We start from the raw sequence: 24,195 nt of genomic DNA, 5'->3' as shown, positions 1-24,195 counted from the left end.
GTCGCAACCCCCTTAATGCCAGATGCCGCTGTCGAGTCGGTCCAGGTGTTCGCTCAGCTCACTGCGGGCTTCGCGAATCCGTCGTTCGTCCTGGCTGTCGAGTACCTGCTGGAAGTGCCCGGCCCACTGGCCGATACGTTCGCGCAATTCGCCCAGGCTTTCCTGGTAGAGCCGCTCCAGGCGGGCGGTCAGCACGGTGTTCACCTGCTGGTCGCGTGGGTGCACCTTGAGCAGGGCCAGGGCTTGCAGGCGCTGCTGGATTTCTTCCGGCGTGAGCACCCCGGGGTTGTTCTCGATGATCAGCGAATGCTGTTCGCCGGTCAGCGGGACACTGACCTGGGCTTCGAGCAGGCCGTTGTTGTCGTAGGTGAAGCGCACATCCAGGGCGACGTCGCCGGCCTTGCGCTTGGGTACCGGCATTTCCAGTTCGCCAAGGAACACGTTGTCGCGCACCAGGCGGCTTTCGCCCTGGTAGATCTTCAGCTTCACCACTTCCTGGTTGTCGTGCAGGGTGTACACGCTCTTGACCCGGCTGACCGGGACAATGCTGTTGCGCTCGATGATCGGCAGGTAGTGCCCGCTTTCGATCTGCTGGCCGTATTGCTGGGATGTCTCGATGCCCAGGGTGTAGGAGCAGACATCGGTCAGCACCACCTCTTCCAGGGCTGCCGAACGGGCCTTGAGCGCGGCCTGGATCGCCGCGCCATGGGCCACCACTTCATCGGGGTTGAGGCTGATGGACGGGAAGCGCCCGAACAGCCCGGCCGCCAGCTTGCGCACCAGCGGCATGCGCGTGGTACCGCCGACCAGGAGGATTTCATCGAGGTCGCTGACACGGATCCGCGCATCGCGCAGAGCTCGTTCGATAGGCCCGCGCAGGCGTTCCAGCAGTGGTGCGTAGAGATCGGCCAGCTGCGGCTGGGTGAAGGTATGGCTCCACTGCCGACCGTCCACCCGTAACGTGAACTCGGCGCTGGCGTCCTGGCCCAGGGCCTTGCGCACACGTTCGGCTTCGCGGCGCAGGGGCTGGATCACGCTGGCCCGTTCGGGGAAGTCCGCGGCCCCGCGCTGGCTGTCGACAAAGCGTTCGAGCAGGGCCGCGTCGAAATCCTCGCCGCCGAGAAAGTTGTCACCAGCGCTGGCGCGGACTTCCATGACACCGTCGAACAGTTCGAGGATCGACACGTCGAAGGTCCCGCCGCCTAGGTCGAAGACCAGGAACGAGGTTTCCTTGTCCCGTTGGTGCAGGCCATAGGCGAGGGCGGCGGCGGTGGGTTCGTTGATCAGTTTTTCGACTTTCAGCCCGGCCAGTTCGCCGGCGATTCGCGTGGCCTTGCGCTGGGCGTCGCTGAAGTAGGCAGGAACGCTGATCACCGCTTCATGCACGGTCTCGCCGTAGGCGCGTTCGACGTCTTCCTTGAGGCTCTTGAGCACCAGCGCGGAAAGCTCTTCCGGGCGGAACAGGCGGTCACCCAGGCGGACTTCCTGGGCACTGCCCATATGGCGCTTGAACAGCGCGGTCGTGGTGCGCGCGTGGGTGTGCAACCGCTCCTTCGCCGCCTGACCGACCAGCACCCGGCCTTCATCATCGAGACCGACCACGCTCGGCGTCAGGAACTGGCCGAGGGCATTGGGTACCAACTCACTGGCTTCCCCGCGCCAGACGGCGACGAGGCTGTTGGTGGTCCCCAGGTCAATCCCTACGATCATTGCGGCGAACTCCCTTTACGGTCGGTAAAAAACGGAAACAGAATAATATCCAGTCAGGATATTACCGGAGTGAGCAGGGGGTAAAGGAGATAGTGGCTCAAGGCCATTATTTACGACGAGATGAGAACGGCTATTGATGTTTGATCGTTCCCACGCTCCGCGTGGGCATGCAGCCCGTGACGCTCTGCGTCACAAGAGCGGACGCAGATCGTCCAGAGAGGCGTTCCCACGCGGAGCGTGGGAACGATCAGGGCGTCAGGCGGTGAAGCGCAGTGCGTTGGTCAGGTCGCCCATCGGCTTCTGGCCACGGGCAGTCATCGCATCGTCCCGTTCCTTGATGCCATCGAGTTTTTCCAGTTGGAAGACCCGGGTGATCAGGCGCAGGATCGAAGCGGTGTCATAGACGGTGTGGTCGACCGTGCCCTTGCGGGCGAACGGCGAGACCACCAAGGCCGGAATCCGCGTACCCGGGCCCCAGCGGTCGCCTTGCGGCGGTGCCACGTGGTCCCACCAGCCGCCGTTCTCGTCGACCGTGACCACCACCACCATGTTTTTCCATTGCGGGCTTTCGCGCAGCACTTTCAGGGCCCGCACGATATGCCGGTCACCGGCCGCCACGTCGGCATAGCCGGCGTGCATGTTCAGGTTGCCCTGGGGTTTGTAGAAGGTCACCGCCGGCAGTTTTCCGGCTGCGGCGTCGGCGAGGAATTTGTTGGTAGCGGTCTCGTCGCCCAGGCCGCCATCGCGCAGGCGCTTGGCACGTTCGCTCGGGTTTTCCGGGCCCTGGTGGGCGAAGTAGTTGAACGGCTGGTGGTGATACTGGAAGTTCGGGATCTTCGGAATGCCACCCGAGTCCTTGAACTGTTCCAGGGTCACTTGCCAGGCGCCGGCGTACCAGGCCCAGTCGATGCTCTTCTTCGACAGCTTGTCGCCGATATGGTCGTGAACCTGGGGCACCAGCACGGTCGGCAGGTCCGGCTTGGCGTAGTCCGGGCGCTCGGGGTCGCGGATCCAGGTCGGCCAGTACGGCGGGGCCATGGTGTTGACCGCATAACCATCGGGCGTCAGTGCGCTCGGACCGAACTGTGGCGGGCCGCTCATGGCGCTGGCCGGGGATTTGTCCAGCGGCACCAGGCGGGTATCGGTCGGATCGTTGCTCTGGACCTTGGCGATCTGCGGCTTGGCTACCGAATTGGCGGCGTCTGGATAGAACGGCACCTTGGCGCTGATCAGGTACTGGTGGTTGAGGAACGAACCGCCAAAGGCGCCCTGGAAGAAGTTGTCGCAGAGCACGAACTCCTTCGCCACGTCCCACAGGCGCAACGAATAACGGGTCTGGGCGTAGTAGCCCATGGTCAGGCCACCGGAGTCGGCCCAGGCGACGAAACGGTCGTTCTTGCCGCCGTTGATCTGCATCTGGTTCTGGTAGAACACATGCCACAGGTCGCGCGTGACCACGCCCAGAGGCAAGTCTTCACCGTTCGGCCCCTTGAGGGCATAAGGGGCGTTTGGCAGGTTTTCCTGGTACTGGGTTTCCACCGGATAGGTCACGCCATCGAGGCTTTGCGGCCCGACCTGGACCACACCGCCCCAGGCCGGCGGCAAGGTCTGCAGCAGGCTGCCGTCGCGGTCGTACTGTTGATAGTCCGCGGGCTTGAGGGACGAAAGAGGCTTCTCGACACCCGGAAAGTCGCCGAACAGGTTGTTGAAGCTGCGGTTCTCGGCATAGATCACCACCACGGTCTTCACCTGGTCCTGCAACGCCTTGTCCAGTGCCGCACCCGACAACTCCTCGGCTGGCGGCTGCTTGCCCGGATCACTCGTCGAGCCGCAGGCACTCAGGGTGGCGCCCACACCCAGCACGGCGACACCGCCGAGAAAACGGCGGCGGCTGGTATCGGTGGGGGTATCGGCGGCGCCGGTCTGCGACTGTTCGAGGTCTTTCTCGTCACTCATCCTGGGTTCCTGCTGGCTGGGTTAGACGTAACAAAATATTTCGCATCGCACGCTAGCAACGCAATGTGACAGAACGGCGATGGTCGCCCTGTACCTAGCCGGCCAGTATGCCGATTGTCGTGGGGAGAGGGCAGTCGTGGCATTTTGCTTTGCCAGACGATCTGCCCCTGGAAAGAGACTCCGGGTTAAGGCATCACCGGCCCGCTATAGGCCAGGGTCGTGCCCAGCGCCCAGAGCAGGAACAGCACCAGCGGCGCATGCACCAGCAACTGCACGAACGAGAAACCGATCAGGTCCCGCGCCTTCAGTCCCAGCACACCCAGCAGCGGCAGCATGTAGAACGGGTTGATCAGGTTCGGCAGGGCTTCGGCAGCGTTGTAGATCTGTACCGCCCAGCCCAGGTGGTACTTCAGTTCGTTGGCGACCTGCATCACATACGGCGCCTCGATGATCCACTTGCCGCCGCCGGACGGGATGAAGAAGCCGAGTACCGCCGAGTACACGCCCATCAGCAGGGCGTAGGTATCGTGGGAAGCGATCTGGGTGAAGAAGGTCGAGATGTGATGGGCCAGGGTCTGGGCGTCGGCGCCCTTGACCGTGGTCATCAGCGCCGCAATCGAACCGTACAGCGGGAACTGGATCAGCACTCCGGTGGTGGTCGGCACCGCCCGTGATACTGCGTCGAGGAAGCTGCGCGGCCGCCAGTGCAACAGGGCGCCGACCATCAGGAACAGGAAGTTGTAGGTATTCAGGCCCGAGATGGCGCTGATCGCCGGCTTGGTCGAAAACTCATGGAACAGCCAGCCGGCGGCCAGCAAGGCCAGCAGGATGGTCAGCAGCGGGCTGTGTTCGAGCCATTCGCCAGGACGTGTACGCGGGCTCAGCGGCGGCAGGTTGAAGCTCGGATCGACACCGCAGGCCTTGGCATCGCGGGCCGAATTCGGGCCGGGTGCGGTGGCGTAGGCGACAGCCAACGAAACCACGATCAACGCCAGCAACAGGGCCCCGGACTGCCAGAGGAAAATGGTCTGGGTGAAAGGGATCACCCCGGTGATCGACAGGATCGACGGCGGCAGGCTGGCCGGGTTGGCCTGCAACTGCGCGGCGGACGACGACAGGCCCAGGGCCCACACCGCGCCCAGGCCGAGATAGGCGGCGGCGCCGGCGGCGCGGTAGTCCATGCGCAGGTCGGTACGGCGGGCGAGGGCGCGCACCAGCAGGCCGCCGAACACCAGCGACAGGCCCCAGTTCAGCAGCGAGGCGACCATGGAAATCAGCGCCACCCAGGCCACGGCGGAGCGACCGTTTTTCGGGATCCGCGCCAGGCGGTCGATCAGTTTCACCGCGGGCGGCGAACTGGCGACCACATACCCGCCGATGACCACGAAGGCCATCTGCATGGTGAACGGGATCAGGCTCCAGAAACCGTCGCCGAATGCCATGGCGGCATCGGTCGGCTTGGCGCCCATGGCCAGGGTGCCGAGGGCAACGATGATCACCGCCAGCGCGGCGAACACCCAGGAGTCGGGAAACCAGCGCTCGGCCCAGTTCGAGCAGCGCAGGGCAAAGCGGGCATAGCGGCTTTCATCAATGACAGCGGCCACGGCAGTACCTCGTTTTCTTATGGTTGTCAGGAGGTCGGTCGCCCCAGGCTGAGGCGATCGGGAACTGCGCAAGAATGCGGTAATTGGCGCTTGCTGCAAAGCGTTACAGGTTTCAATACCGGTGGCTTTCAGTTGTCGAAAAACGGAACCGGATGCGCAGTTTTCTGCTAAAAAGTGACCCGTGGACGGGGTTGCGGTTGTGCTCGCAGGCAACTGCACTAACCTTTGCCGGTCGCCAGCCGGGGAATGCCGGGCTGGCTTGAGTGTTTTTTGTACAGTTTTGAACAGCCGATGCTGCTGCTCCCGAATACGGTATCCAGAGTCCTTTTATGACTGTTGATTCTTACCCGCGAAATCGCCGCTTTTCCCGGTCCGACTACAAGACCCTGGGCCTGGCGGCGCTGGGCGGTGCCCTGGAAATCTACGATTTCATCATCTTCGTGTTTTTCGCCCTGACCCTCAGCCAGTTGTTCTTCCCGCCGGAAATGCCCGAGTGGCTGCGGCTGCTGCAAAGTTTCGGAATCTTCGTCACCGGCTACCTGGCCCGGCCGCTGGGCGGCATCCTGATGGCGCACTTTGCCGACCGCCTGGGGCGCAAGCGCGTGTTCAGCCTGAGCATCCTGATGATGGCCCTGCCCTGCCTGTTGATCGGGGTGATGCCGACCTACGCCCAGATCGGTTACTGGGCACCGCTGCTGCTGCTGGGCCTGCGGGTGCTGCAAGGCGCGGCGGTGGGCGGCGAAGTGCCGAGCGCCTGGGTCTTCGTGGCCGAGCATGCGCCACCGGGACATCGTGGTTATGCCCTCGGTGTCTTGCAGGCGGGATTGACGTTCGGTTACCTGCTGGGCGCGCTGACGGCCACCTGGCTGGCGCGGGTCTACAGCCCGGCGGAGATTCTCGATTTCGCCTGGCGCTTTCCCTTCCTGCTCGGTGGTGTGTTCGGGGTGATCGGGGTCTGGTTGCGGCGCTGGCTCAGTGAGACGCCGGTCTTCATGGCCTTGCAGGCCCGGCGTGAGGCCGGCGGCGAACTGCCTTTGCGGGCGGTGCTGCGCGATCATCGCAGCTCGATTTTCCCGGCGATGTTGCTGACCTGCGTGCTGACCTCGGCGGTAGTGGTGCTGGTGGTGATTACCCCGACCGTCATGCAGAAAAGCTTCGGCATGAGCGCCAGCCATACCTTTGCCCTGAGCAGCCTGGGCATCGTGTTCCTGAATATCGGTTGTGTACTCGCCGGCCTGTTGGTGGACCGTATCGGCGCCTGGCGCGCGGTGCTGTTCTACAGTCTGCTGCTGCCGGTGGGCGTGGCCCTGCTGTATGCCTGCCTGATCACGGGCGGCAACTGGATCAACCTGGCCTATGCCCTGGCCGGACTGGCCTGTGGCGTGGTGGGCGCGGTGCCGTCGGTGATGGTCGGGTTGTTCCCGAGCCGGATCCGCGTGTCCGGCATTTCGTTTACCTACAATATTGCCTACGCTCTCTGGGCGAGTACCACGCCGCTGCTGCTGATCGGCCTGATGCCCTGGAGCCCCTGGGTCTGCGTGGGATACTGCCTGGTGATGGGCTCGGTCGGGGTGCTGACGGCGCTGTTTTTTGGTGGACGGATCGCAATGAGTGCGGATTCGCAGCCCTGCATCGGACACTGACCGGGAATTGAAGGTCATCCGGTGGATTCCGGTTTTTTCGAGGAGGTAAAGGTTCTGACATTCTGGACAGGACAACGCACGGAGTGGCAGCGTCGGTTCAGGCATTTTCCCGCAAGAGGCATTTCGAAATGGATTTTCGTGTACTTCTGGCCGTGGGCATCGCCCTCGGCAGTTCCTGGGTGATCCCGCTGGCCGGATCCACCGACGGGCTATTGCCCCTGCAGGTGTTACCCGTGGCCGGCGCATTACGTTCCAAGGCCTTGCATCCTTGTCCGCACACGCCAGTGCCGCACTGTGTCAGTCCCATTGTCCGGGCAGAGTTCGTCCTGCAATCCTCGTCCTTGAAGAATGCGGTGTTTCGCACGGTCCTCCATAAGCGGCAAGCCACAGGCAAACAGCAGGCCGAAGGCGCGCGGTTCAGCGGCAGTATCGATGAACTGCCACTCAAGGAGCATTTGCCGGTGTGGGTGTTCTGAGCCGGGTCAACGGGTTTCCGTGACCTTCTTCAGAAAGCGCGGCTGATCGGGATTGCGCCCGCGCAACTCGGCCAGTTTTGCCGCCATCAGGTAGAAACCCTGGATCATGGTGAACGGCTCCAGCAACGGATGGGCGGTGGCAACGCTGGGCAATTCCACGCCGGGTGTGCCACGCGGTGCGACAACCATGACCTGGGCCCCGCGCAGGCGCATATCCTCGGCGAAGGCCAGGGTCCCGACCTGCTCGGGCCCGGAGGGGGCGAACACCAGCACCGGATAACCGGCCTCGATGATTTCCATCGGTCCATGGCGCACTTCGGCGCTGGAAAAGGCTTCGGCCTGGATGCCCGAGGTTTCCTTGAGTTTCAGTGCGGCTTCCTGGGCAATCGGCAACGCCGGGCCACGACCGATGACGATCATCTTGTCGGCGGATTGCAACACCTTCAGCGCCAGCGTCCATTCCTCGTTTGCCACCTCGGCCAGGGCCGCGGGCAGGCTTTGCAGGGCGGCCGGCAAACCACTGTCGTTACCTTGCCGGGCGCCCAGGGCCGCGACGGTCTGCAGGCCGGCCATCAGCATGGCGACATAACTCTTGGTCGCCGCCACGCTCTGCTCCAGCCCGGCCGGCAACAGCACCTCGGCATCACTGGCGGCGGCCAGGGGCGAGTCGGCGGTGTTGACGAAGGCCGCGACGCTGGCGCCCAACTGCTTGAGATAGCCGACGCTGGCGATCAGGTCCGGGCTCTTGCCTGACTGGGACAGCGCCGCCACCCAGCATTTCTTCAAGCGCAGCGGTGGTTGTTGCAGGCTGACCAGCGACAGCGGGATCGACAGCCAGGGAATTCCCAGCTGGCTCATCATGGCGTAGCCGAAGAAGGCAGCGGCGTGATCCGAGCTGCCGCGGGCGACACTGATGATCAGCTCCGGCAGGTCGGCGGCCAGTTGGTCCGCGAGTGAATCGATCGCGCTGTCCTCGTCGAGCATGCGTTGCACGACGGCGGGGATCGACAGGGTTTCTTGGCGCATCAGCGACATAACAGCGTTACCTGAGTGCTTCAGCCGCGCGGGCTGTCGGGTAGGGAAAGGAGGTCGTCGGGAATGAAGTTCAACCCGGCGGCATCCATGGCCATGCTCAGCGCGCCCCAGAGCGGCGCATCATGGGTGAAATGGGCGGCGACGATCTGCGGCGGAAACGGCACCACCTGGCGGATCAGTTGCTCGATCACCGGGGCCAGGGTCGACGCCTGGTGGAACAGGCCGCCGCCAATCGCGATGCGGCTGACATCCAGCGCCACCGCGAGGTTGGCAACCTGTACCGCCATGCCGGCGATGCGTTGTTCCAGGGCCTGGCGCACGGCACGGTCGTCACTGGCGAACAGGTCCAGGGCGCGGTGGCCGTGGCCGAGCATTTCGCTCGCCAGTTGGTTCAGGGCCGTACCCGAGAAAAACTCTTCCAGGGGCGCTGCGCCTTTTTCGTAGGTTCGCCACTGGTTTGCGCGCGACGGGTCGAGGAAGGGTTCCAGCATGTAGCCGATTTCCATGGCCGCGCCGTTGCGGCCACGAATCAGGCGCCCGTTGGCGATGGCCGCGGCGGCGAGCCCGGTGCCGAGGTTGAGGTAGATCGCGTCGTCGATCCCCACCAGCGACCCCCAGCGTGCTTCCGCCAGGGCCCCGGCCTTGACATCGTTGTCGAGCATCACCGCCTCGGTGCCCAGGCCGTTGCCGAGCAGCGCTGGCAGGTCGAGTTCTTCGAACCCCGGCGTGTTTGGCGCCATCAACAGCCGGCTGCCGCGCACCACGCCGGGAAACACGGCGGCCACGCTGGCCACCGGCACCGCGCCAAAGTCGGCGACACAGTCCCGGGCGGCCTGAAGGATGCGCTCCAGCGCCGGTTCGCCCCGCAGGCCATCGGCATGGGTCGCCAGCTTGCGGGTACTCAGGTGCTGGCTCGACGGGTCATAACAGGCGACCTGGGTCTTGGTGCCGCCGACATCGATCGCCAGCAGCACGCCTTGGGTGGGCGCCTTGGCGCCCGGGGTATTCAACGGCTCGAACATCGTCGCTATCACTTCTTGTTGAAAGGCCAGAGCCGGTGTGCCCGTGCCCAGAACAGATAGGCCACGCAACCCGCCGCGACCCACACCAGCGACCATTGGATCGGGTAGGCGCCGGGGGCGTTGTGGTTGGAAGCGAAGTAGATATAGACCCAGCCCACCAGCGCGATGACCGCCGGGATCGGGTACAGCCACATCTTGTAGGGGCGTTCCAGGTGCGGCTTGGTCTTGCGCAGCACGAACAGCGAAATGATCTGGGCCACCGACTGCACCAGGATCATCACCGTGGTCAGCAACTGGATCAGCGTGGTGAGGTCGGTGAGGCGGCCGATCATGAAGCCGACCGAGGTCAGCACACCCATGCTCAGGATGCCGTAGACAGGGAAATCATGCTTGGGGTGGGTGACGCTGAAGGCATTGAAGAACACCTTGTCCTTCGCCGCTTCGAACGGCACCCGCGAGCCGCCCAGCAAGCCGGCGAATACCGAGGCGACGGCGGTGATCAGGATCAGCACGGTGACCACGCCCGCGGCGGTACTGCCCCAGGTTTCGCTGAGCACCACCGAGGCCACGGACTTGTAGGCCGCCGAGTCCGGGTCGAGCATGCGGTGCCAGTCCACCACGCCCAGCACGCCGACCTGCATCAGCAGGTAGACCGCGAGGATGCCGACGATCGACAGCACGATCGACTTGGGAATCACCCGGCCCGGCTGTTCCACTTCACCGGCCAGATAGGCCGAGGTGTTGTAGCCCAGATAATCGTAGATACCGATGGTCAGGCCGCCGGCCATGCCGAACCAGAAACTGCTGTCACCGAGGTTGAACGCGCCTTCCGGGAAGCTGAAGGCCAGATCGGCATGGAAGTGGCTGAGGGCGGCGAGAATCAGCGCGCCGATGCTGATCAGCATGATCACCCAGAGCACGATACTCAGGCGAGCGATCGACTCGATCTTGCGCCAGAGCATGAAGATGATGCCCCAGATCAGGACCAGGCCGATCAGGTTGCCGGCGGTCTGGCTCATGTCCGGCCAGAACCAGGTCAGGTATTGCACGAAGCCGATGATCCCGGTGGACATGATCAGCGGGATGAACAGCATCGCGGTCCACACGAACAGGAAGGGCAACAGCTTGCCGGTACGTTTGCCGAAGGCCTCGCGCAGGTACACGTAGGTCCCGCCGGCACCGGGCAGCGAAGCACCCAGCTCGGCCCAGACCAGGCCGTCGCACAGCGCCAGCAAGGCACCGAGGATCCAGCCGAGGTAGGCCTGCGGACCGCCCATGATGACGATCATGGTGGGAATGGTGATAAAGGGACCCACGCCGCACATCTGGCTCATGTTCAGGGCCGTGGCGGGAAACAGACCGATTTTGCGCTTGATGCCGGACGAACCCTGCCCGGTGGGAGTGGTTGTGCTCATGCGGTGACGACCTCTTATGCGAGTGACGGAAGGTGGAGGGCAGGTGGCAAGGGTGCTGCGCGCCGGCGAGGGCTTCCATCGACTCGGTATCGTTATTGTTATGGGTTGCGGTCGCCCATGGAGCTACTGCGACCGACGTGTAGAAAAACACGCCACGACTATTAATTCAACTTGATTTAATTAATAGGCGACGACGATCATCGGCCCATGAAAAATCCACAGCACACCCGTACGGTCACCACCGGTACCAACGCCGAACACGCCCGCCTGCATAACCGCCGGGTGATTCTCGAAGCCATTCGCCTGGGCGGGCGCCTGACCCGGGCGGATCTCACGCGGCTGACTTCGCTGACGGCGCAGACGGTCTCGAATATCGTCACCGAGCTGCAGGAAGAGGGCGTGCTGCTGGCCCATGCGGCCGAGAAGATCGGGCGCGGCCAGCCGCCGGTGCCGTTGTCGATCAACCCGCAAGGGGGGTATTCCATCGGTTTTCATGTCGAGCAGCATTCGATCATCGGCGTGCTGCTCGACCTGCTCGGTGACGCCCAGGCCAAGGTCACCCTGGCGGTCAGCTATCCGAGCTTCGACGACGCGCTGCCACTGCTACTCGACACCGTGCGACAGTTTCGGGTGCTACGGCCCGAGGGGCGTTTTCTCGGGGTCGGGGTGGCGCTACCGGGCCCCTTCAGCGTCGAAGGCATGACCTCGGTGGGGCCGACGGCGATGTCCGGCTGGGATGACCCGCTGATTCCGACGCGCCTGCACCAGGCCGTCGGCTTGCCGGTACTGATCGAGAACGATGCCACGGCGGCGACCATGGGCGAGCGCCTGTACGGGATTGCCAGCGACCTGCACAATTTCGTCCACCTGTTTATCGGCAGCGGCCTCGGTGCCGGTTTGTACCTGGGCAACCGCTTGTATTCCGGGCACTGGCACAACGCCGGGGAAATCGGCCACATGACGGTGGTGCCCGGCGGCAAGGCCTGTCATTGCGGCAACCAGGGCTGCCTCGAACGCTATATCTCGATTGCCGCGCTGCTGGAGCACCTGGGGCAATCCGGCGACCAGGACCTGGCCGCCTGGAATATTGACGATCCGCGCTTCAAGGCCGGCGTCGATTCCTGGCTGGACGAAGCCGCGCCGGCATTGCGCCAGGCGATCAACATTCTCGAATCGCTGCTCGATCCGCAAACGATCCTGATCAGCGGTTTCCTCCCGGAGGCGGTCCTGGCCCGCCTGGTGGCGCGGCTGGAGCCTTTGCACCGCTCCATCAGCAGTCGCTCGGATCGCGAATACCCGCGCATCCAGCTCGGCACCGCCGGGCACGATGCCGTGGCGTTGGGGGCGGCGGCGCTGATGATCCTCGCGGAGATCAGCCCGGACTATGAGACGCTGCTCAAACCGGAGTGAGGTGGGCGGGCGCTTTCTCTCTGAACCCTTGAGGCGGGGCTATAGTCATTGGTTAACGAGCAGCCGTTTCGCTGTTCGCCGACGACCACACGAAATGGAGTCCGCCTCATGAACGAGAAAACCTGCGACTGCCCGCACTGCAACTGCAAGCTGGGCAGCAATCCCATCGTCAGTGCTGGAAAGTCCTATTGCTGCCAGGCCTGTGCCGATCATCACCGTAACGGTGAGCCGTGCACTTCGACGGCAGCCGGTTGCCAGTGCTCGAAGGCTGCGCACGATTGAGATTGTGCCTTCCCTCCGGCAGCGATTGCCGGAGGGTTCTGGAGTAACGGCCCATGGCCCGGTTTGCTCACTATCCCCTCAATACCCGGGGCCGGGATTTCGCCGTCGGCGATATCCATGGTCATTTCAGCCGCTTGCAGGCCGCACTGGATCGGCTCGGGTTCGATCCCGAGCGTGACCGGCTGTTCAGTGTCGGCGACCTGGTCGACCGCGGGCCCCAGAGCGAACGGTCCCTGGAATGGCTGGGACGCTCCTGGTTCGCGGCGGTGCAAGGCAATCACGAAGCGCTGGCGATCCAGCATGTCGAGGGCTTGCCCCTGGACTACGAGATGTATCGCGCCAGCGGTGGTGGCTGGTTTCTTGACAGCAGCGCGCAGAAGCAACGGTTGTTCGCCGCACGGTTCGCGCAGATGCCGATTGCCCTGGAGGTCGAGACCCGGTTCGGCCTGGTGGGGCTGGTGCATGCCGACAGTCCTTTCGCCACCTGGAGCGCCTTGCGCGATTACCTGCTGGGCCATTCCGATGTGCCGATTGCCGTCGAAGAGGTCTGCCAGTGGTCACGCACACGGCTGAAAAACCATGACGCCAGCGGCATTCGCGAAGTGCGGGCGGTGATGGTCGGGCACACCCCGCAACGCCAGCCCACCGTATTGGGCAATGTCTATCACATCGATACGGCGGGCTGGGGCAGTGGGCATTTCACCCTGGTGGAGCTGGACAGCTTGAGCGTGCTCTAGCATCCGCTCTCTCAGGCCTGGCGCCAGCTTACCGCCTCGATGCCGAATTTCTCGGCCATGGGCTTGCTGGTCTTTTTCACCCGTTCGCGACCGAACTTGCCGATGCGGCCCACGCCGGCATCGCAGCTTGCCCAATGCCAGGCTTCGGCATTATCCATATGCTCGGAGCGAATGATGAAGGACTTGGGACTGCCGTGAAGGGTGTAGTCGATAACAAAAAGTTTTGCCGTACTCATGGATCTGAAACTCCTCCCTGTTGTTCTAGAGGTGATCCCTGCGCGTCGGAAAAATTCCGTCGAACAGCCCGACGGTTGGCAGCAACAAATAACTCGGAAACATCCTTCAGAAAATATACCGGTAGCCGATGCCAATGGCAGATCGCCGCATTTCTCTTTTGCCCATCGGTGCCCACCATGTTCAACAAACGCTTGAAGCAGGAGCTGTCGGCTCTTCGCGAAGAACTGTCCAGTCTCCAGCAGGTCAAGGAAAGCCTTGAACTGGAGATGCTGGTGCTTAATCTGGACCCCGATGGCCGTATCGAGTCAGTCAACCAGAACTTCATCCAGGAAATGCTCTACCAGAGCAGTGCCCTGGTGGGCCGTCATATCGACGAGTTCGTCCCGGCCTACCTGAAGAATTCGGACTTTCACCAGCGCTTCAAGAACGCCCTGACCCGTGGCGAGCACTTCAGCGGTGCCCTGCGCTTGCAGCGGGGCAATGGCCAGGAAGCCTGGTTGCGCTCGATCGTGCAGCCGGTGCGCAACTCCGATGGCCGCATCAGGCATTTTTCGATCTATTCCAACGACCTGACCCGGACCATCGAGAGTTCCCGTGAACACGAGAACCTGATCGGCGCACTGTTGCGTTCCACGGCGGTGATCGAGTTCAACCTGGCCGGCGAAGTGTTGACCGCCAACGATCGTTTCCTCGATGGCATGGGCTACAACCTGGCGCAGATCAAAGGCAAGCATCACCGTATGTTCTGTGATCCGTCGGAAGCCAACAGCGCTGAATACCAGGCGTTCTGGAAACGCCTGAACGCTGGCGAATTCATCGCCGACCGCTTCAAGCGCGTGGACAGCCACGGTCGCGTGGTCTGGCTGGAGGCTTCCTATAACCCGGTACTCGATGCCAACGAGCGGCTCTATAAAGTGGTGAAGTTCGCCACCGTGATCACCGAGCAGGTGAATCAGGAACAGGCCGTGGCCGAGGCGGCTAATATCGCCTACAGCACCTCGTTGCAGACCGACGCCAGTGCCCAGCGCGGTACCACGGTAGTGACCCAGGCCGTCGAAGTGATGCGCGACCTGGCCCAGCACATGCAGCATGCCGGTGACGGGATCGAGGCGCTCAATGCCCAGTCCCAGGTGATCGGTACCATCGTCAAGACCATCAGCGGCATTGCCGAACAGACCAACCTGCTGGCGCTGAACGCGGCCATCGAAGCCGCACGTGCCGGTGAGCAGGGGCGTGGGTTCGCGGTGGTGGCCGATGAGGTCCGGCAACTGGCTTCGCGAACCAGCCAGGCGACCGATGAGATCGTCCTGGTGGTGCGCAAGAACCAGGACATGGCGCGCGATGCGGTGTCGCTGATGAGCAGCGGCAAGACCCAGGCCGAAGAGGGATTGGCGCTGGCGGCCGAGGCCGGGACGGTGATCGTCGAGATTCAGGACGGTGCGCAGCGCGTGGTCAGCGCGGTCGGTCAGTTCGCCAACCAACTGACCACCTGAGTCGATCTTCTGAGTAGAGCGTGATTTGCCGGTGCGGGCAGCCTGTCGCTGCCATCGCCAGCAAGTCGGCTCCTACGGTTTGAGTGCCACGACGACATCGACTTCGACCGAAGCATTCTTCGGCAGCTGGAAGACCCCCACCGATGTTCGGGTGTGGACTCCGGCGTCGCCGAATACCGTGTAGAGCACTTCCGAGGCGCCATCGGCCACCTCGCTCTGTTGCGTGAAGTCCGAGGCGCTTTGCACATACACGTTGATGCGCAACACCTTCTTGATCCGTCCCAGATCGCCTTCGAGCATCTGCCGCAGAATCGCCAGGGCGCGCATGGTGCTGATCTGCGCCCCGTGCCGGGCCTGTTCCAGGGTGGTTTCGGCACCGACACGGCCGGTCACCATCACGGTATTGTCGACACGTGGGATCTGCCCGCTGACATAGATTTCGAGATCGTTCTGCACCGCCGGCACATAATTGCCGCCGATCTTCATTTCACCGTCGAAGTTGTAGCCAAGCTGCTCGGCAATATGGTCGAACTGCTCGTTTCTGGAGTGCGGCATCGTTCTCTTCCTGATAATTGAGGGCGCTGGAGATCAGGGGCCTGCCATTCAGGCCGGCCCCGACCCTGCATCAAATCACACGGCTCGCAGACGCTCAATCATGTCGGGGAAGCGCTGCCCCATTCCGGGGGCGCGACGGGATCAGCGGCTCCGAGCAGCACTCGCGTCGTAACACAGGTAAACTCCCGCCTTTCACAAAGGAGTTCCCATGAGTCACTACCAGCCCGGCATCCTCGCCAAGCCTGTGCCCCTGCAGGCACGCCACCTGTTTTTTGCCCTGGAATCCGCCGAAGCATTGCCGGCTGCACTCGACAATCTTTCCCGGCTGGTGGATGGGAAAAGCGCCGTGGTCGGTTTTGGCGAGTCGCTGGTGCAGGCGCTGGGGGCTCGGGTGGAAGGCCTGCGGGTTTTCCCGGCCATCAGCGGCGCGGGTGTGGACAACCCGTCGACCCAGCACGCGCTGTGGTGCTGGTTGCACGGTAACGACCGTGGCGAGTTGCTGCACCGCAGTCGCGAACTGGAAGCGGTGCTGGCGCCGGCGTTGAAGCGGGTGCAGATGACCGAAGCCTTCCGCTACAAGACCGGCCATGACCTGACCGGCTATGAAGACGGTACCGAGAATCCGGTGGACGAAGCCGCCGTCGAAGCGGGTATCGCCGCAGGCGATGTCGTCGGCCTGCGTGGTGGCAGTTTTGCCGCGATCCAGCAGTGGCAGCATGACCTGGACGGCTTTGCCGCCATGCCGTCCCACGAGCAGGACAACATCATGGGCCGCCGCAAGAGCGACAACGAAGAGCTGGACGACGCGCCGGAATCGGCCCACGTCAAGCGCACGGCGCAGGAGAGCTTTGCCCCGGAGGCGTTTGTCGTGCGGCGTTCCATGCCCTGGTCGAACGAGCAGGGCGCCGGCCTGATGTTCCTGGCGTTCGGTTGCACCTTCGACGCCTTCGAAGCCCAACTGCGGCGCATGAGCGGGCTGGATGACGGCATCGCCGACGCACTCTATCGCTTCAGCCGGCCGATTACCGGCGGCTACTACTGGTGCCCGCCATTGAAGGATGGACACCTGGACCTGAGTGCGCTGCTGGCCGGGTAAACGAAAACATTTCCAGTTCTGCAAAAAACGACGCCTGATGCCCTGCATCGGGCGTTTTTTTCATGACAGAAACTAAACTCAAGACGTAACACTCACGCAGTTGAATCCGGCTGGTGGCGCACTCGCACCCTTGGCCCACCGGCAGGGCTGCGTAGTCGGCCGCGGCAAAGGCAGGCGGTATTCCTCCGGGCGCCGATTTGCCCTTGTGCAAGGGTGAGGCTCGGGCCCTGCAAGGGCCGGGGAGTGTTTGTCATGATCTCTGTTCGTTTCTGCCGGCCCACGGCGCTGGCTGCTGTTCTATTGGCCGTGACCGTTGCGAGGGTGCTGGCTGCGCCCGTCGTCAACGAACCGATCAACATGGACGCGGTGCAACTGGCGCCACAACAGCAAAATGGCGTGGAGTACCTGACGGGTGGTATTGGCCAGGATGAATCCCAGGCGTTGATCCAGACCCGCGGCTACAACCTGCATATCGTTTCCTCCACCGGGCCCAAGGACGAATATCTGCCCGATGTTAACGTGACCATCACCAGGGCCGGCGGTGAGCCGGTGTTGAGTCTGATCCAGGCCGGGCCGATGATCTACGTCAAGTTGCCAGCGGGCAAATACCAGATCGTCAGCAGCCGTGAGGGGCATGAGGACCGGCAAAGCATCGTGGTTGACGGCAAGAAAACCCAGACCGTGAATGTGCATTGGAATGACGGCTATTGAGTTCCGAGCCCCATGGACCGGATTGCTGCGGGCATTGCTGTCAGACCCGGCTGATCCAGGAGTACTGGAAGGCCTTTCTCTCGTCCGCTTCGTGGGTTCGGCGCCGGTAGCTGCCAAACGCCGGTGACGAGCAATAGGTACATACCGGACTCACTTCGACCTGTGAGTCCGCGATCCCTGCGGCCCGCAGGAGCAGCAGTGCATAGGCCTGCAAGTCGAACCAGTAGCTGCCGGCCTGTCGCGCCACAGGAGGCGTGATGGCGGGAGATGAAACCGGTGCCGGCTGCTCCCGCGTCCATGGTGCGGCACTCGTTTGCCAGAGATGTCCCTGGGCCGCCTGCAACTCATTCACGAACGACTCGCTGACTTCATAGCAGCACGCTTTGATCGACGGACCGATGGCAATGCGCAGCGACTGGCGGGGAATTTCCAGCGCCTCGAAACGTGCGATGGCATTGCCGATGATGCCGCCTTGCAGGCCTTTCCAGCCGCCATGAATGGCCGCCACCAAGGAGCCGTCCGCCGCGGCCACCAGCAACGGCAGGCAATCGGCGGTGATCACCGCAACCGGTCGTTCTCCGTCGGTGTACACGGCATCGCCTTGCAGTGAGCCGGCCGGCAGATTGTCCGGTGCCTCGATCAGCGTCGCGCTGTGAATCTGTTTGCAGGTGAACACCTCGGCGGGCAGGCCGTCGTTGCCCAGGTCCAGGAAACCGTGGCGGATACCCGGGATCTGGCTGAGGTTGTTGGCGTATTCACTCACTCTGGCTGCTCCATCCGTCGCTCGAATCGTGCGCAGCATACCCGGATTGATGATTTTGGGGATGCGAAATCGGCGCCTTGCGCATAGGCTGCGCACAGAGGGAGATGGCTCCCGGAAACACACTTTGGACACGAGGCCGGATGATGGGCAAGTTGCGAGTCGGGATTATTTTCGGTGGGCTGGGCGCGGAGCATGAAGTGTCGCTGCAATCGGCAAAAAATGTGGTCGACGCGCTGGATCGCGAGCGCTTCGAACCGATCCTGATCGGTATCGACAAGCAGGGCGGCTGGCATCTCAACGACAGCTCCAACTACCTGATCAACGCGCAGAACCCGGCATTGATTGCCCTCAACCAGTCCAATCGGGAGCTGGCGGTGGTGCCGGGCAAGGCCGGCGGGCAACTGGTCGAGACCGGTAACCAGGCCCTGCTGGAACAGGTTGACGTGATCTTCCCGATTGTCCACGGCACCCTGGGTGAGGATGGCTGCCTGCAAGGTCTGTTGCGCATGGCGGACCTGCCCTTTGTCGGCTCCGACGTGCTGGGTTCGGCGGTGTGCATGGACAAGGACGTCAGCAAGCGCCTGCTGCGTGATGCCGGCCTGGCGGTGACGCCGTTTATTACGGTGAACCGGGCAACGGCCGCGCGGGTGGACTTCGAGAAGGCGCAGGCGATGTTGGGCCTGCCGATGTTCATCAAGCCGGCGAACCAGGGTTCCTCGGTAGGTGTGAGCAAGGTACAGACCGCCGCTGAGTACCAGGAGGCACTGGCACTGGCCTTGGGTTTCGATGAAAAGGTGTTGATCGAGTCGGCGGTCAGCGGCCGGGAAATCGAGTGCGCGATCCTTGGCAATGATCAACCGGTGGCCAGTGGTTGCGGCGAGATCGTCGTGCGCAGCGGCTTCTACTCCTATGACAGCAAGTATATCGACGCCCAGGCCGCCGAAGTGGTGGTGCCGGCGGCGATCAGCGAGGAGGCCTGCGAGCGCATCCGTGCCCAGGCGATCGAGGCATTCCAGGTGCTGGGGTGTTCCGGACTGGCACGGGTCGACGTGTTCCTGACCGACAGCGGCGAAGTGCTGATCAACGAGGTCAATTCGCTGCCGGGGTTCACCCGTATCAGCATGTACCCCAAGCTGTGGCAGGCGGCGGGAATGGGCTATAGCGAGCTGGTAAGCCGGCTGATCGAATTGGCGCTGGAGCGGCACGAGGCTCGACGCGGGTTGAAGAACAGTCGCTGAAAGGTACGACGACTCGATTGATCCGTAGCCTCTGGCCCTATGATTATCCCCATCACGACAAAGGTCCTTCCCGATGAAACCGAGCATGCTCTACGCATTGGCCGCCGCCGCCCTGTTCGGCGCCAGCACTCCGCTCGCCAAGTGGCTCGGGGTGGGGATGTCTCCCGTCCTGCTGGCAGGCCTGTTGTATCTCGGCAGCGGCCTTGGCCTGGCCGTTGTGCGTGTTGTCCGTGATCGCGGCTGGCGCAAGAGCGGGCTGACTCGCGGGGAGTGGCCGTGGTTGATCAGCGCGATTGCCTTTGGTGGTGTGCTGGGTCCGGTGGCGCTGATGTTCGGTCTGGGTCATACCTCCGGGGCGACGGCCTCGCTGATGCTCAACCTGGAGTCGGTGCTCACTGCCGTGCTGGCCTGGGTCGTGTTCAGGGAGAACGCTGATCGGCGGATCGTGATCGGCATGATCGCCATTGTGTTGGGTAGCCTGGTCCTGTCATGGCCGCGGCAGGCCGCGACCGTCCAGGACTGGACAGGGCCGTTGGCCGTGGCGTTCGCCTGCCTGTGCTGGGCCATCGATAACAACCTGACCCGCAAAGTCTCCGCCTCCGACGCGCTGTTTATCGCCGGGCTCAAGGGCCTGGCGGCGGGCAGTGTCAATTGTGTCCTGGCCCTGGCCATCGGGGCTCGGTTGCCGGCGCTGCCGGTGCTGGCGCCAACCCTGTTGCTGGGCTTTCTCGGCTATGGCGTCAGCCTGGTGCTGTTTGTGCTGGCGTTGCGTGGGCTCGGCAGCGCCCGCACGGGTGCGTATTTTTCCACGGCGCCGTTTCTCGGGGCGGTGATCGCCATCGTGTGGCTGGGCGAGTCGGTGTCGCTGCTGTTCTGGATTGCGGCGGCGCTGATGGCTCTCGGCGTGTGGATTCATCTGATGGAGCACCATGTCCACGAGCATCAGCACGATCCACTCCAGCACACCCACCGTCATGTGCATGACGAGCATCATCAGCACGCGCATGACTTTGTGTGGGACGCGGGGGAGCCTCACAGTCATGCCCATGAGCATGCGCCGATTCGCCACAGCCATGCGCACTTCCCGGATATCCATCACCGGCACCGCCACTGAAGGCAGGACGCGCCCATAGCGGGCGCGTCAGCTTATCCGTCTTACTCCGTCGGCGCGTACTGCATCTCGCCGTTGCCGAACGACCAGTCCTCGCGCTTCACATCCACCAGGCTGATCCACACATCCTCCTTGCGCAGTCCGGTCCTGGCGTGGATACCTTCGGCGATCGCCTTGTAGAAGGCCTTCTTGACCTCGATCGTCCGGCCCGCATTCCAGGTCACCTGGATAAAGACGATGTTCGGCGTGTAGGTCACGCCGAGATAACCGGCAGCGGGATAGACCAGCTCATCTCCAGCATGGCGATTGATGATCTGGAATTTGTCGTGCTCAGGGACATTGGCGGTCTGCAACATAGCCTGGTAGACGACATCACTGATGGCTGCAACGGTTTCGGTGCTGGTGTCGGCAGCGACATCGATTCTGACTAAAGGCATGGGTCGATCCTCTTTGTGTCGGTGGGGTGTACGGCCAAACATTCAATGGCACGTATCCGGAACCCGGTCTGGGTTTCTGCTTCTCAAGCGTCTCTCGAAACCCCGGTCCCGGTTTTCATATAATAGATGTTAATTAACATTTATTGAATAGATGTTTTTCATCATGTATTATTTGAGGCGAAAACCTGATCAGTCAATCCTGACCCTCTACGTGAAACCGGAGTTTTTCATGAGTCTCAAAGACAAGATCATCGGCCAACTGGGCTTTGGCACCGCGCCGCTGGGTAACATGTTCCGCGCAATCGATGAAGAAGAGGCGGTGGCCACCGTCGAGGCGGCCTGGAGCCATGGCCTGCGCTTTTTCGACACCGCGCCGCTGTACGGTGCCGGCCTGTCCGAAAGCCGCCTTGGCAGCGCCCTGAGCAACTATAGACGCGACGATTACACCCTGAGCACAAAAGTGGGGCGACCGATCTCCGACGAAGTCCATGACGCCTCCCGCTCGGGGCCGTTCAGCCTGGGCAATCCCAACAAGATGCTCACCGACTATTCCGCGGATGCGACCCTGCGTTCGATCGAGGGCAGCCTGCAACGGCTCGGCACCGATCGCCTGGATATCGTGTTCGTTCATGATGTCGCGCAGGACGCCCATGGCGACCAATGGATCGAGCACTTCAATATCGCGCGCACCGGGGCATTCCGTGTGCTTGCCAGCCTCAAGGAACAAGGTGTGATCAAGGCCTGGGGGCTGGGTGTAAACCGTGTCGAACCCTGCGAACTGACCCTGGACCTCGATGAGTTCCGCCCGGACGGTTTCCTGCTGGCCGGTCGTTATACTCTGCTCGATCACGAACAGCCTCTGCAGCGACTGTTTGCCAAGGCCAGCGCCAAAGGCGCCGAGTTCATTACCGGCGGCCCCTATAGCTCGGGCGTGCTGGTGGGCGGTACGCACTTCGAGTATCAGCCGGCGTCTGCCGAGATGCTGGAGAAGGTCCGGCGTATCCATGAGCTCGCCCGACAGTACAACGTCGATATCAAGGCGGCGGCGTTGCAGTTCGCGTTGGCCAACCCGTTGGTGGCCGCGGTCATTCCGGGTGCCAGCCGACCTTCGCGGATTGCCGAAGATGCGCGAGCCATCGAAGCTACGATCGATCCGCAGTTCTGGCTGGCAATGAAGGCACAAGGGTTTATTTCCGTGAACGCACCAACGCCTGCCGAGAAGTGAGCCGAGGAGGGAGAGGTCACCGGGACTCTCCCTTTCCTGGACCATGAAGGTGGAAATTGATTTAAGAGAGGTCGTCATGCCCAGAGTTTCCCGTGCACAGTCTGAGCTCAACCGGGTCAAGATCACGCAGACGGCGACGCGGTTGTTCCGCGAGCGCGGTTTCCAGAGTGTCAGCTTGTCTGAAGTGATGCATGAGTCGGGGCTGACTCATGGCGGCTTCTATGGCCACTTTGCCTCGAAGGAAGCGCTGGCCAATGAGGCCTGTGCCCAGGCGTTCGAGCAGTCGGTCAGCGGCTGGTGCGAGAAGATCGCGGCGCACCCGGAAAAGAACCGCGCCCGACAGACGCTCATCGACCATTACCTGGCGGACAGCAAGCTCGAACAGCATCAGGACACCTGTCCGGTGGTCGCGTTTTCCGCGGAGATGGCCCATGAAGATTCGCGGTCCGCGGTTCACCAGACCTTTCTCCGAGGGCTGGAGGCGCTGATCTCGACTTACGCCACTACCGTCGAGGGCGATGGCTCAGCCGAAAGTGCAGTCGCCGGCCGACAAACCGCATTGGTCGAATACGCCTTGATGGTCGGGGCCATGACCATGGCCCGGGCCGCCGGCGAGGCGCCGCTTTCGGCAGAGGTACTCGATGCGGTCAGGGCGTTTCTTCGCAAGGCGTCGTGATCACGGGTAGTTGATCTGGCTGCCAGGGGACATTCAGCCATGCATGTTCGGCATGGGTGATATCACCGCCAGCTCTCTACTCCGGCGTCTGCCTTGTCATTACTCTCGCTCATCCCACTTCTTCGCTTTGATGAGAAAGCCATGAGCGCTACTCCACAAGCAACAGGCATGACCCGGGGCCGGGTGATGCTGTTCGCGTTTTGCAGTGGCGCCATCGTCGCCAATATCTACTACACGCAACCGATCATCGACCTGATCGCCCCGGATATCGGTCTGACCCCGGCCCTGGCCAGCCTGATCGTATCCCTGACCCAGATCGGTTACGCCCTGGGCCTGTTCTTCCTGGTGCCGCTGGCCGACCTGCTGGAAAACCGCCGCTTGATGATCATCACCAACCTGGTGGCCATCGTCAGCCTGCTGGGGGCGGCTTTCACCGAGCAGCCGAACCTGTTCCTGCTGGTGTCGCTGCTGATCGGTTTCAGCTCGGTTGCCGTGCAGATCCTGATCCCGCTGGCGGCGCACCTGGCACCTGCCGAGTCCCGTGGTCGTGTGCTGGGCAGCATCATGAGCGGCCTGCTGCTGGGCATCCTGCTGGCGCGGCCGGTGTCCAGCGTGGTGGCCGATCACTTCGGCTGGCGCGCGATGTTCATGGCGGCGGCGGCGGTGATGATCTTTATCAGCCTGGTACTGTTGCTGACCATCGCCAGGCGCCAGCCGGATCACTCGGCCAGCTATGGGCAGTTGCTGCGCTCCCTGGGCACGCTGTTGCGTCGGCAACCGGTGCTGCGTCAGCGCGCGTTCTATCACGGTTGCATGTTTGCCACCTTCAGCCTGTTCTGGACCGCCGTGCCGCTGGAGTTGATCCGCAACCATGGCTTGAGCCAGACCCAGATCGCGATTTTTGCCCTGGTCGGTGCTATCGGTGCCGTGGCCGCGCCCATCGCCGGTCGCCTGGCCGATGCGGGTCATACTCATCGGGCTTCGCTGCTGGCGATGATTTTTGCCGCGCTGAGTTTCCTTCCTGCCCTGGTCCACCCGCTGTATAGCGTGATCGGCCTGACGGTGACCGGCGTGGTCCTGGATTTCTGTGTACAGATGAACATGGTCCTCGGTCAACGGGCGGTTTACGCCCTCGACGCCAACAGTCGCGGTCGGTTGAACGCGCTGTACATGACCAGCATCTTTGTCGGCGGCGCCTTTGGCTCGGCGATCGCCAGCAGCGTGTATGAGCACGGTGGTTGGTTGGGCGTGATGCTGGTGGGCAGCGCGCTTCCGCTGGTGGCGTTGTTACGGTTCCTGAGTGTGCCCAGGCAAGCCTCGGGGATTACACTGGATAGCCAGGCCCCTTGAGGCTGTTCGATGC

23 protein-coding genes and 1 pseudogene are annotated in these 24,195 nt (G+C 62.9%); 14 read left to right on the top strand and 10 right to left on the bottom strand.

Annotation, left to right across the window (positions count from 1 at the left end; genetic code table 11):
* Positions 1-12 precede the first annotated feature (12 nt).
* The 3 genes from HX851_RS44680 to HX851_RS44670 all read right to left on the bottom strand — a co-directional run bounded on the left by HX851_RS44680 (position 13) and on the right by HX851_RS44670 (position 5,270).
* Positions 13-1,710 carry a molecular chaperone HscC gene (locus HX851_RS44680; protein WP_177056317.1) on the bottom strand — a complete coding sequence of 566 codons (1,698 nt, stop codon included), beginning with the start codon at positions 1,708-1,710 and terminating at the stop codon, positions 13-15.
* Between the two features lie 255 nt (positions 1,711-1,965).
* The gene (locus HX851_RS44675; protein ID WP_177056316.1) at positions 1,966-3,666 is read right to left on the bottom strand and encodes an acid phosphatase; all 1,701 of its coding nucleotides are present in this window, start codon (positions 3,664-3,666) and stop codon (positions 1,966-1,968) included.
* 185 nt (positions 3,667-3,851) lie between these two features.
* Entirely contained in the window at positions 3,852-5,270 is a 1,419-nt protein-coding gene (locus tag HX851_RS44670; protein ID WP_017123760.1) for a short-chain fatty acid transporter, read from the bottom strand.
* Between the two features lie 329 nt (positions 5,271-5,599).
* Between HX851_RS44670 and HX851_RS44665 the strand changes: the two genes are divergently transcribed.
* A complete protein-coding gene (locus HX851_RS44665) occupies positions 5,600-6,913 on the top strand; it encodes an MFS transporter (RefSeq protein ID WP_177056315.1) in 1,314 nt (437 codons plus the stop codon).
* Between the two features lie 128 nt (positions 6,914-7,041).
* Positions 7,042-7,389, top strand: a complete 348-nt coding sequence (locus tag HX851_RS44660; protein WP_177056314.1) for a hypothetical protein — start codon at positions 7,042-7,044, stop codon at positions 7,387-7,389.
* A gap of 6 nt (positions 7,390-7,395) precedes the next feature.
* On the opposite strand, the gene HX851_RS44655 is transcribed toward HX851_RS44660, so the two are convergent.
* From HX851_RS44655 to HX851_RS44645, 3 genes are read right to left on the bottom strand one after another with little or no spacing between them, the layout of a single operon-like run.
* Entirely contained in the window at positions 7,396-8,424 is a 1,029-nt protein-coding gene (locus HX851_RS44655; RefSeq protein ID WP_177056313.1) for an SIS domain-containing protein, read from the bottom strand.
* A 20-nt stretch (positions 8,425-8,444) separates the two neighbouring features.
* Positions 8,445-9,446: an ROK family protein gene (locus HX851_RS44650; protein ID WP_177066012.1), complete on the bottom strand. Its 1,002-nt coding sequence runs from the start codon at positions 9,444-9,446 to the stop codon at positions 8,445-8,447.
* A gap of 8 nt (positions 9,447-9,454) precedes the next feature.
* Complete coding sequence (locus HX851_RS44645; RefSeq protein WP_177066011.1) at positions 9,455-10,861, bottom strand: APC family permease; 1,407 nt, start codon at positions 10,859-10,861, stop codon at positions 9,455-9,457.
* Between the two features lie 207 nt (positions 10,862-11,068).
* Here HX851_RS44645 and HX851_RS44640 point away from each other — a divergent pair, with 207 nt between their 5' ends.
* The 3 genes from HX851_RS44640 to HX851_RS44630 all read left to right on the top strand — a co-directional run bounded on the left by HX851_RS44640 (position 11,069) and on the right by HX851_RS44630 (position 13,290).
* Positions 11,069-12,271 carry an ROK family transcriptional regulator gene (locus HX851_RS44640; RefSeq protein WP_177066010.1) on the top strand — a complete coding sequence of 401 codons (1,203 nt, stop codon included), beginning with the start codon at positions 11,069-11,071 and terminating at the stop codon, positions 12,269-12,271.
* 108 nt (positions 12,272-12,379) lie between these two features.
* Positions 12,380-12,553 carry a metallothionein gene (locus HX851_RS44635; RefSeq protein ID WP_177056309.1) on the top strand — a complete coding sequence of 58 codons (174 nt, stop codon included), beginning with the start codon at positions 12,380-12,382 and terminating at the stop codon, positions 12,551-12,553.
* Between the two features lie 53 nt (positions 12,554-12,606).
* Complete coding sequence (locus tag HX851_RS44630) at positions 12,607-13,290, top strand: metallophosphoesterase (RefSeq protein ID WP_177056308.1); 684 nt, start codon at positions 12,607-12,609, stop codon at positions 13,288-13,290.
* Positions 13,291-13,301: 11 nt separating this feature from the next.
* Here HX851_RS44630 and HX851_RS44625 read toward each other — a convergent pair whose 3' ends face one another.
* Positions 13,302-13,526 (bottom strand): DUF6555 family protein, encoded by a 225-nt coding sequence (locus HX851_RS44625; RefSeq protein WP_017123752.1) that lies wholly within the window; start codon positions 13,524-13,526, stop codon positions 13,302-13,304.
* On the opposite strand from HX851_RS44625, the pseudogene HX851_RS45590 reads away from it, so the two are divergent.
* Both HX851_RS45590 and HX851_RS45585 read left to right on the top strand, forming a co-directional pair.
* Positions 13,425-14,480 (top strand): annotated as a pseudogene (locus HX851_RS45590) (PAS domain-containing protein); the annotation flags it as partial. The gene HX851_RS44625 and the pseudogene HX851_RS45590 overlap by 102 nt on opposite strands.
* 108 nt (positions 14,481-14,588) lie before the next feature.
* On the top strand, positions 14,589-15,020 hold the full coding sequence (locus tag HX851_RS45585) for a methyl-accepting chemotaxis protein (protein ID WP_370590467.1): 432 nt from the start codon (positions 14,589-14,591) through the stop codon (positions 15,018-15,020).
* Between the two features lie 72 nt (positions 15,021-15,092).
* On the opposite strand, the gene HX851_RS44610 is transcribed toward HX851_RS45585, so the two are convergent.
* On the bottom strand, positions 15,093-15,575 hold the full coding sequence (locus HX851_RS44610; protein WP_177056306.1) for a RidA family protein: 483 nt from the start codon (positions 15,573-15,575) through the stop codon (positions 15,093-15,095).
* A gap of 208 nt (positions 15,576-15,783) precedes the next feature.
* Here HX851_RS44610 and HX851_RS44605 point away from each other — a divergent pair, with 208 nt between their 5' ends.
* Complete coding sequence (locus tag HX851_RS44605; protein WP_177056305.1) at positions 15,784-16,671, top strand: Dyp-type peroxidase; 888 nt, start codon at positions 15,784-15,786, stop codon at positions 16,669-16,671.
* Positions 16,672-16,923: 252 nt separating this feature from the next.
* Complete coding sequence (locus tag HX851_RS44600) at positions 16,924-17,382, top strand: carboxypeptidase regulatory-like domain-containing protein (RefSeq protein ID WP_177056304.1); 459 nt, start codon at positions 16,924-16,926, stop codon at positions 17,380-17,382.
* A 40-nt stretch (positions 17,383-17,422) separates the two neighbouring features.
* Here the strand turns inward: HX851_RS44600 and HX851_RS44595 are convergent, their stop codons facing one another.
* The gene (locus HX851_RS44595) at positions 17,423-18,145 is read right to left on the bottom strand and encodes a purine nucleoside phosphorylase YfiH/LACC1 family protein (protein WP_369680900.1); all 723 of its coding nucleotides are present in this window, start codon (positions 18,143-18,145) and stop codon (positions 17,423-17,425) included.
* A gap of 143 nt (positions 18,146-18,288) precedes the next feature.
* On the opposite strand from HX851_RS44595, the gene ddlA reads away from it, so the two are divergent.
* Both ddlA and HX851_RS44585 read left to right on the top strand, forming a co-directional pair.
* Positions 18,289-19,383, top strand: a complete 1,095-nt coding sequence (gene ddlA, locus HX851_RS44590; protein ID WP_177066008.1) for a D-alanine--D-alanine ligase — start codon at positions 18,289-18,291, stop codon at positions 19,381-19,383.
* A 73-nt stretch (positions 19,384-19,456) separates the two neighbouring features.
* Positions 19,457-20,497: a DMT family transporter gene (locus HX851_RS44585; RefSeq protein WP_177056301.1), complete on the top strand. Its 1,041-nt coding sequence runs from the start codon at positions 19,457-19,459 to the stop codon at positions 20,495-20,497.
* Between the two features lie 41 nt (positions 20,498-20,538).
* Here the strand turns inward: HX851_RS44585 and HX851_RS44580 are convergent, their stop codons facing one another.
* Positions 20,539-20,931, bottom strand: coding sequence for a tautomerase family protein (locus tag HX851_RS44580; protein ID WP_177056300.1), 393 nt, complete (start codon positions 20,929-20,931; stop codon positions 20,539-20,541).
* Positions 20,932-21,160: 229 nt separating this feature from the next.
* Between HX851_RS44580 and HX851_RS44575 the strand changes: the two genes are divergently transcribed.
* The 3 genes from HX851_RS44575 to HX851_RS44565 all read left to right on the top strand — a co-directional run bounded on the left by HX851_RS44575 (position 21,161) and on the right by HX851_RS44565 (position 24,182).
* The gene (locus HX851_RS44575) at positions 21,161-22,156 is read left to right on the top strand and encodes an aldo/keto reductase (RefSeq protein ID WP_177066007.1); all 996 of its coding nucleotides are present in this window, start codon (positions 21,161-21,163) and stop codon (positions 22,154-22,156) included.
* A gap of 76 nt (positions 22,157-22,232) precedes the next feature.
* Complete coding sequence (locus HX851_RS44570; RefSeq protein WP_177066006.1) at positions 22,233-22,832, top strand: TetR/AcrR family transcriptional regulator; 600 nt, start codon at positions 22,233-22,235, stop codon at positions 22,830-22,832.
* A 141-nt stretch (positions 22,833-22,973) separates the two neighbouring features.
* Positions 22,974-24,182 carry an MFS transporter gene (locus HX851_RS44565; RefSeq protein WP_177066005.1) on the top strand — a complete coding sequence of 403 codons (1,209 nt, stop codon included), beginning with the start codon at positions 22,974-22,976 and terminating at the stop codon, positions 24,180-24,182.
* The last annotated feature ends 13 nt before the right edge of the window (positions 24,183-24,195 follow it).

It is taken from the genome of Pseudomonas gingeri, from assembly GCF_013385635.1.
Lineage (GTDB): Bacteria > Pseudomonadota > Gammaproteobacteria > Pseudomonadales > Pseudomonadaceae > Aquipseudomonas > Aquipseudomonas gingeri_A.
Note: the sequence above shows the minus strand (reverse complement) of the source record. Positions and strands in the feature narration are given on the sequence as shown.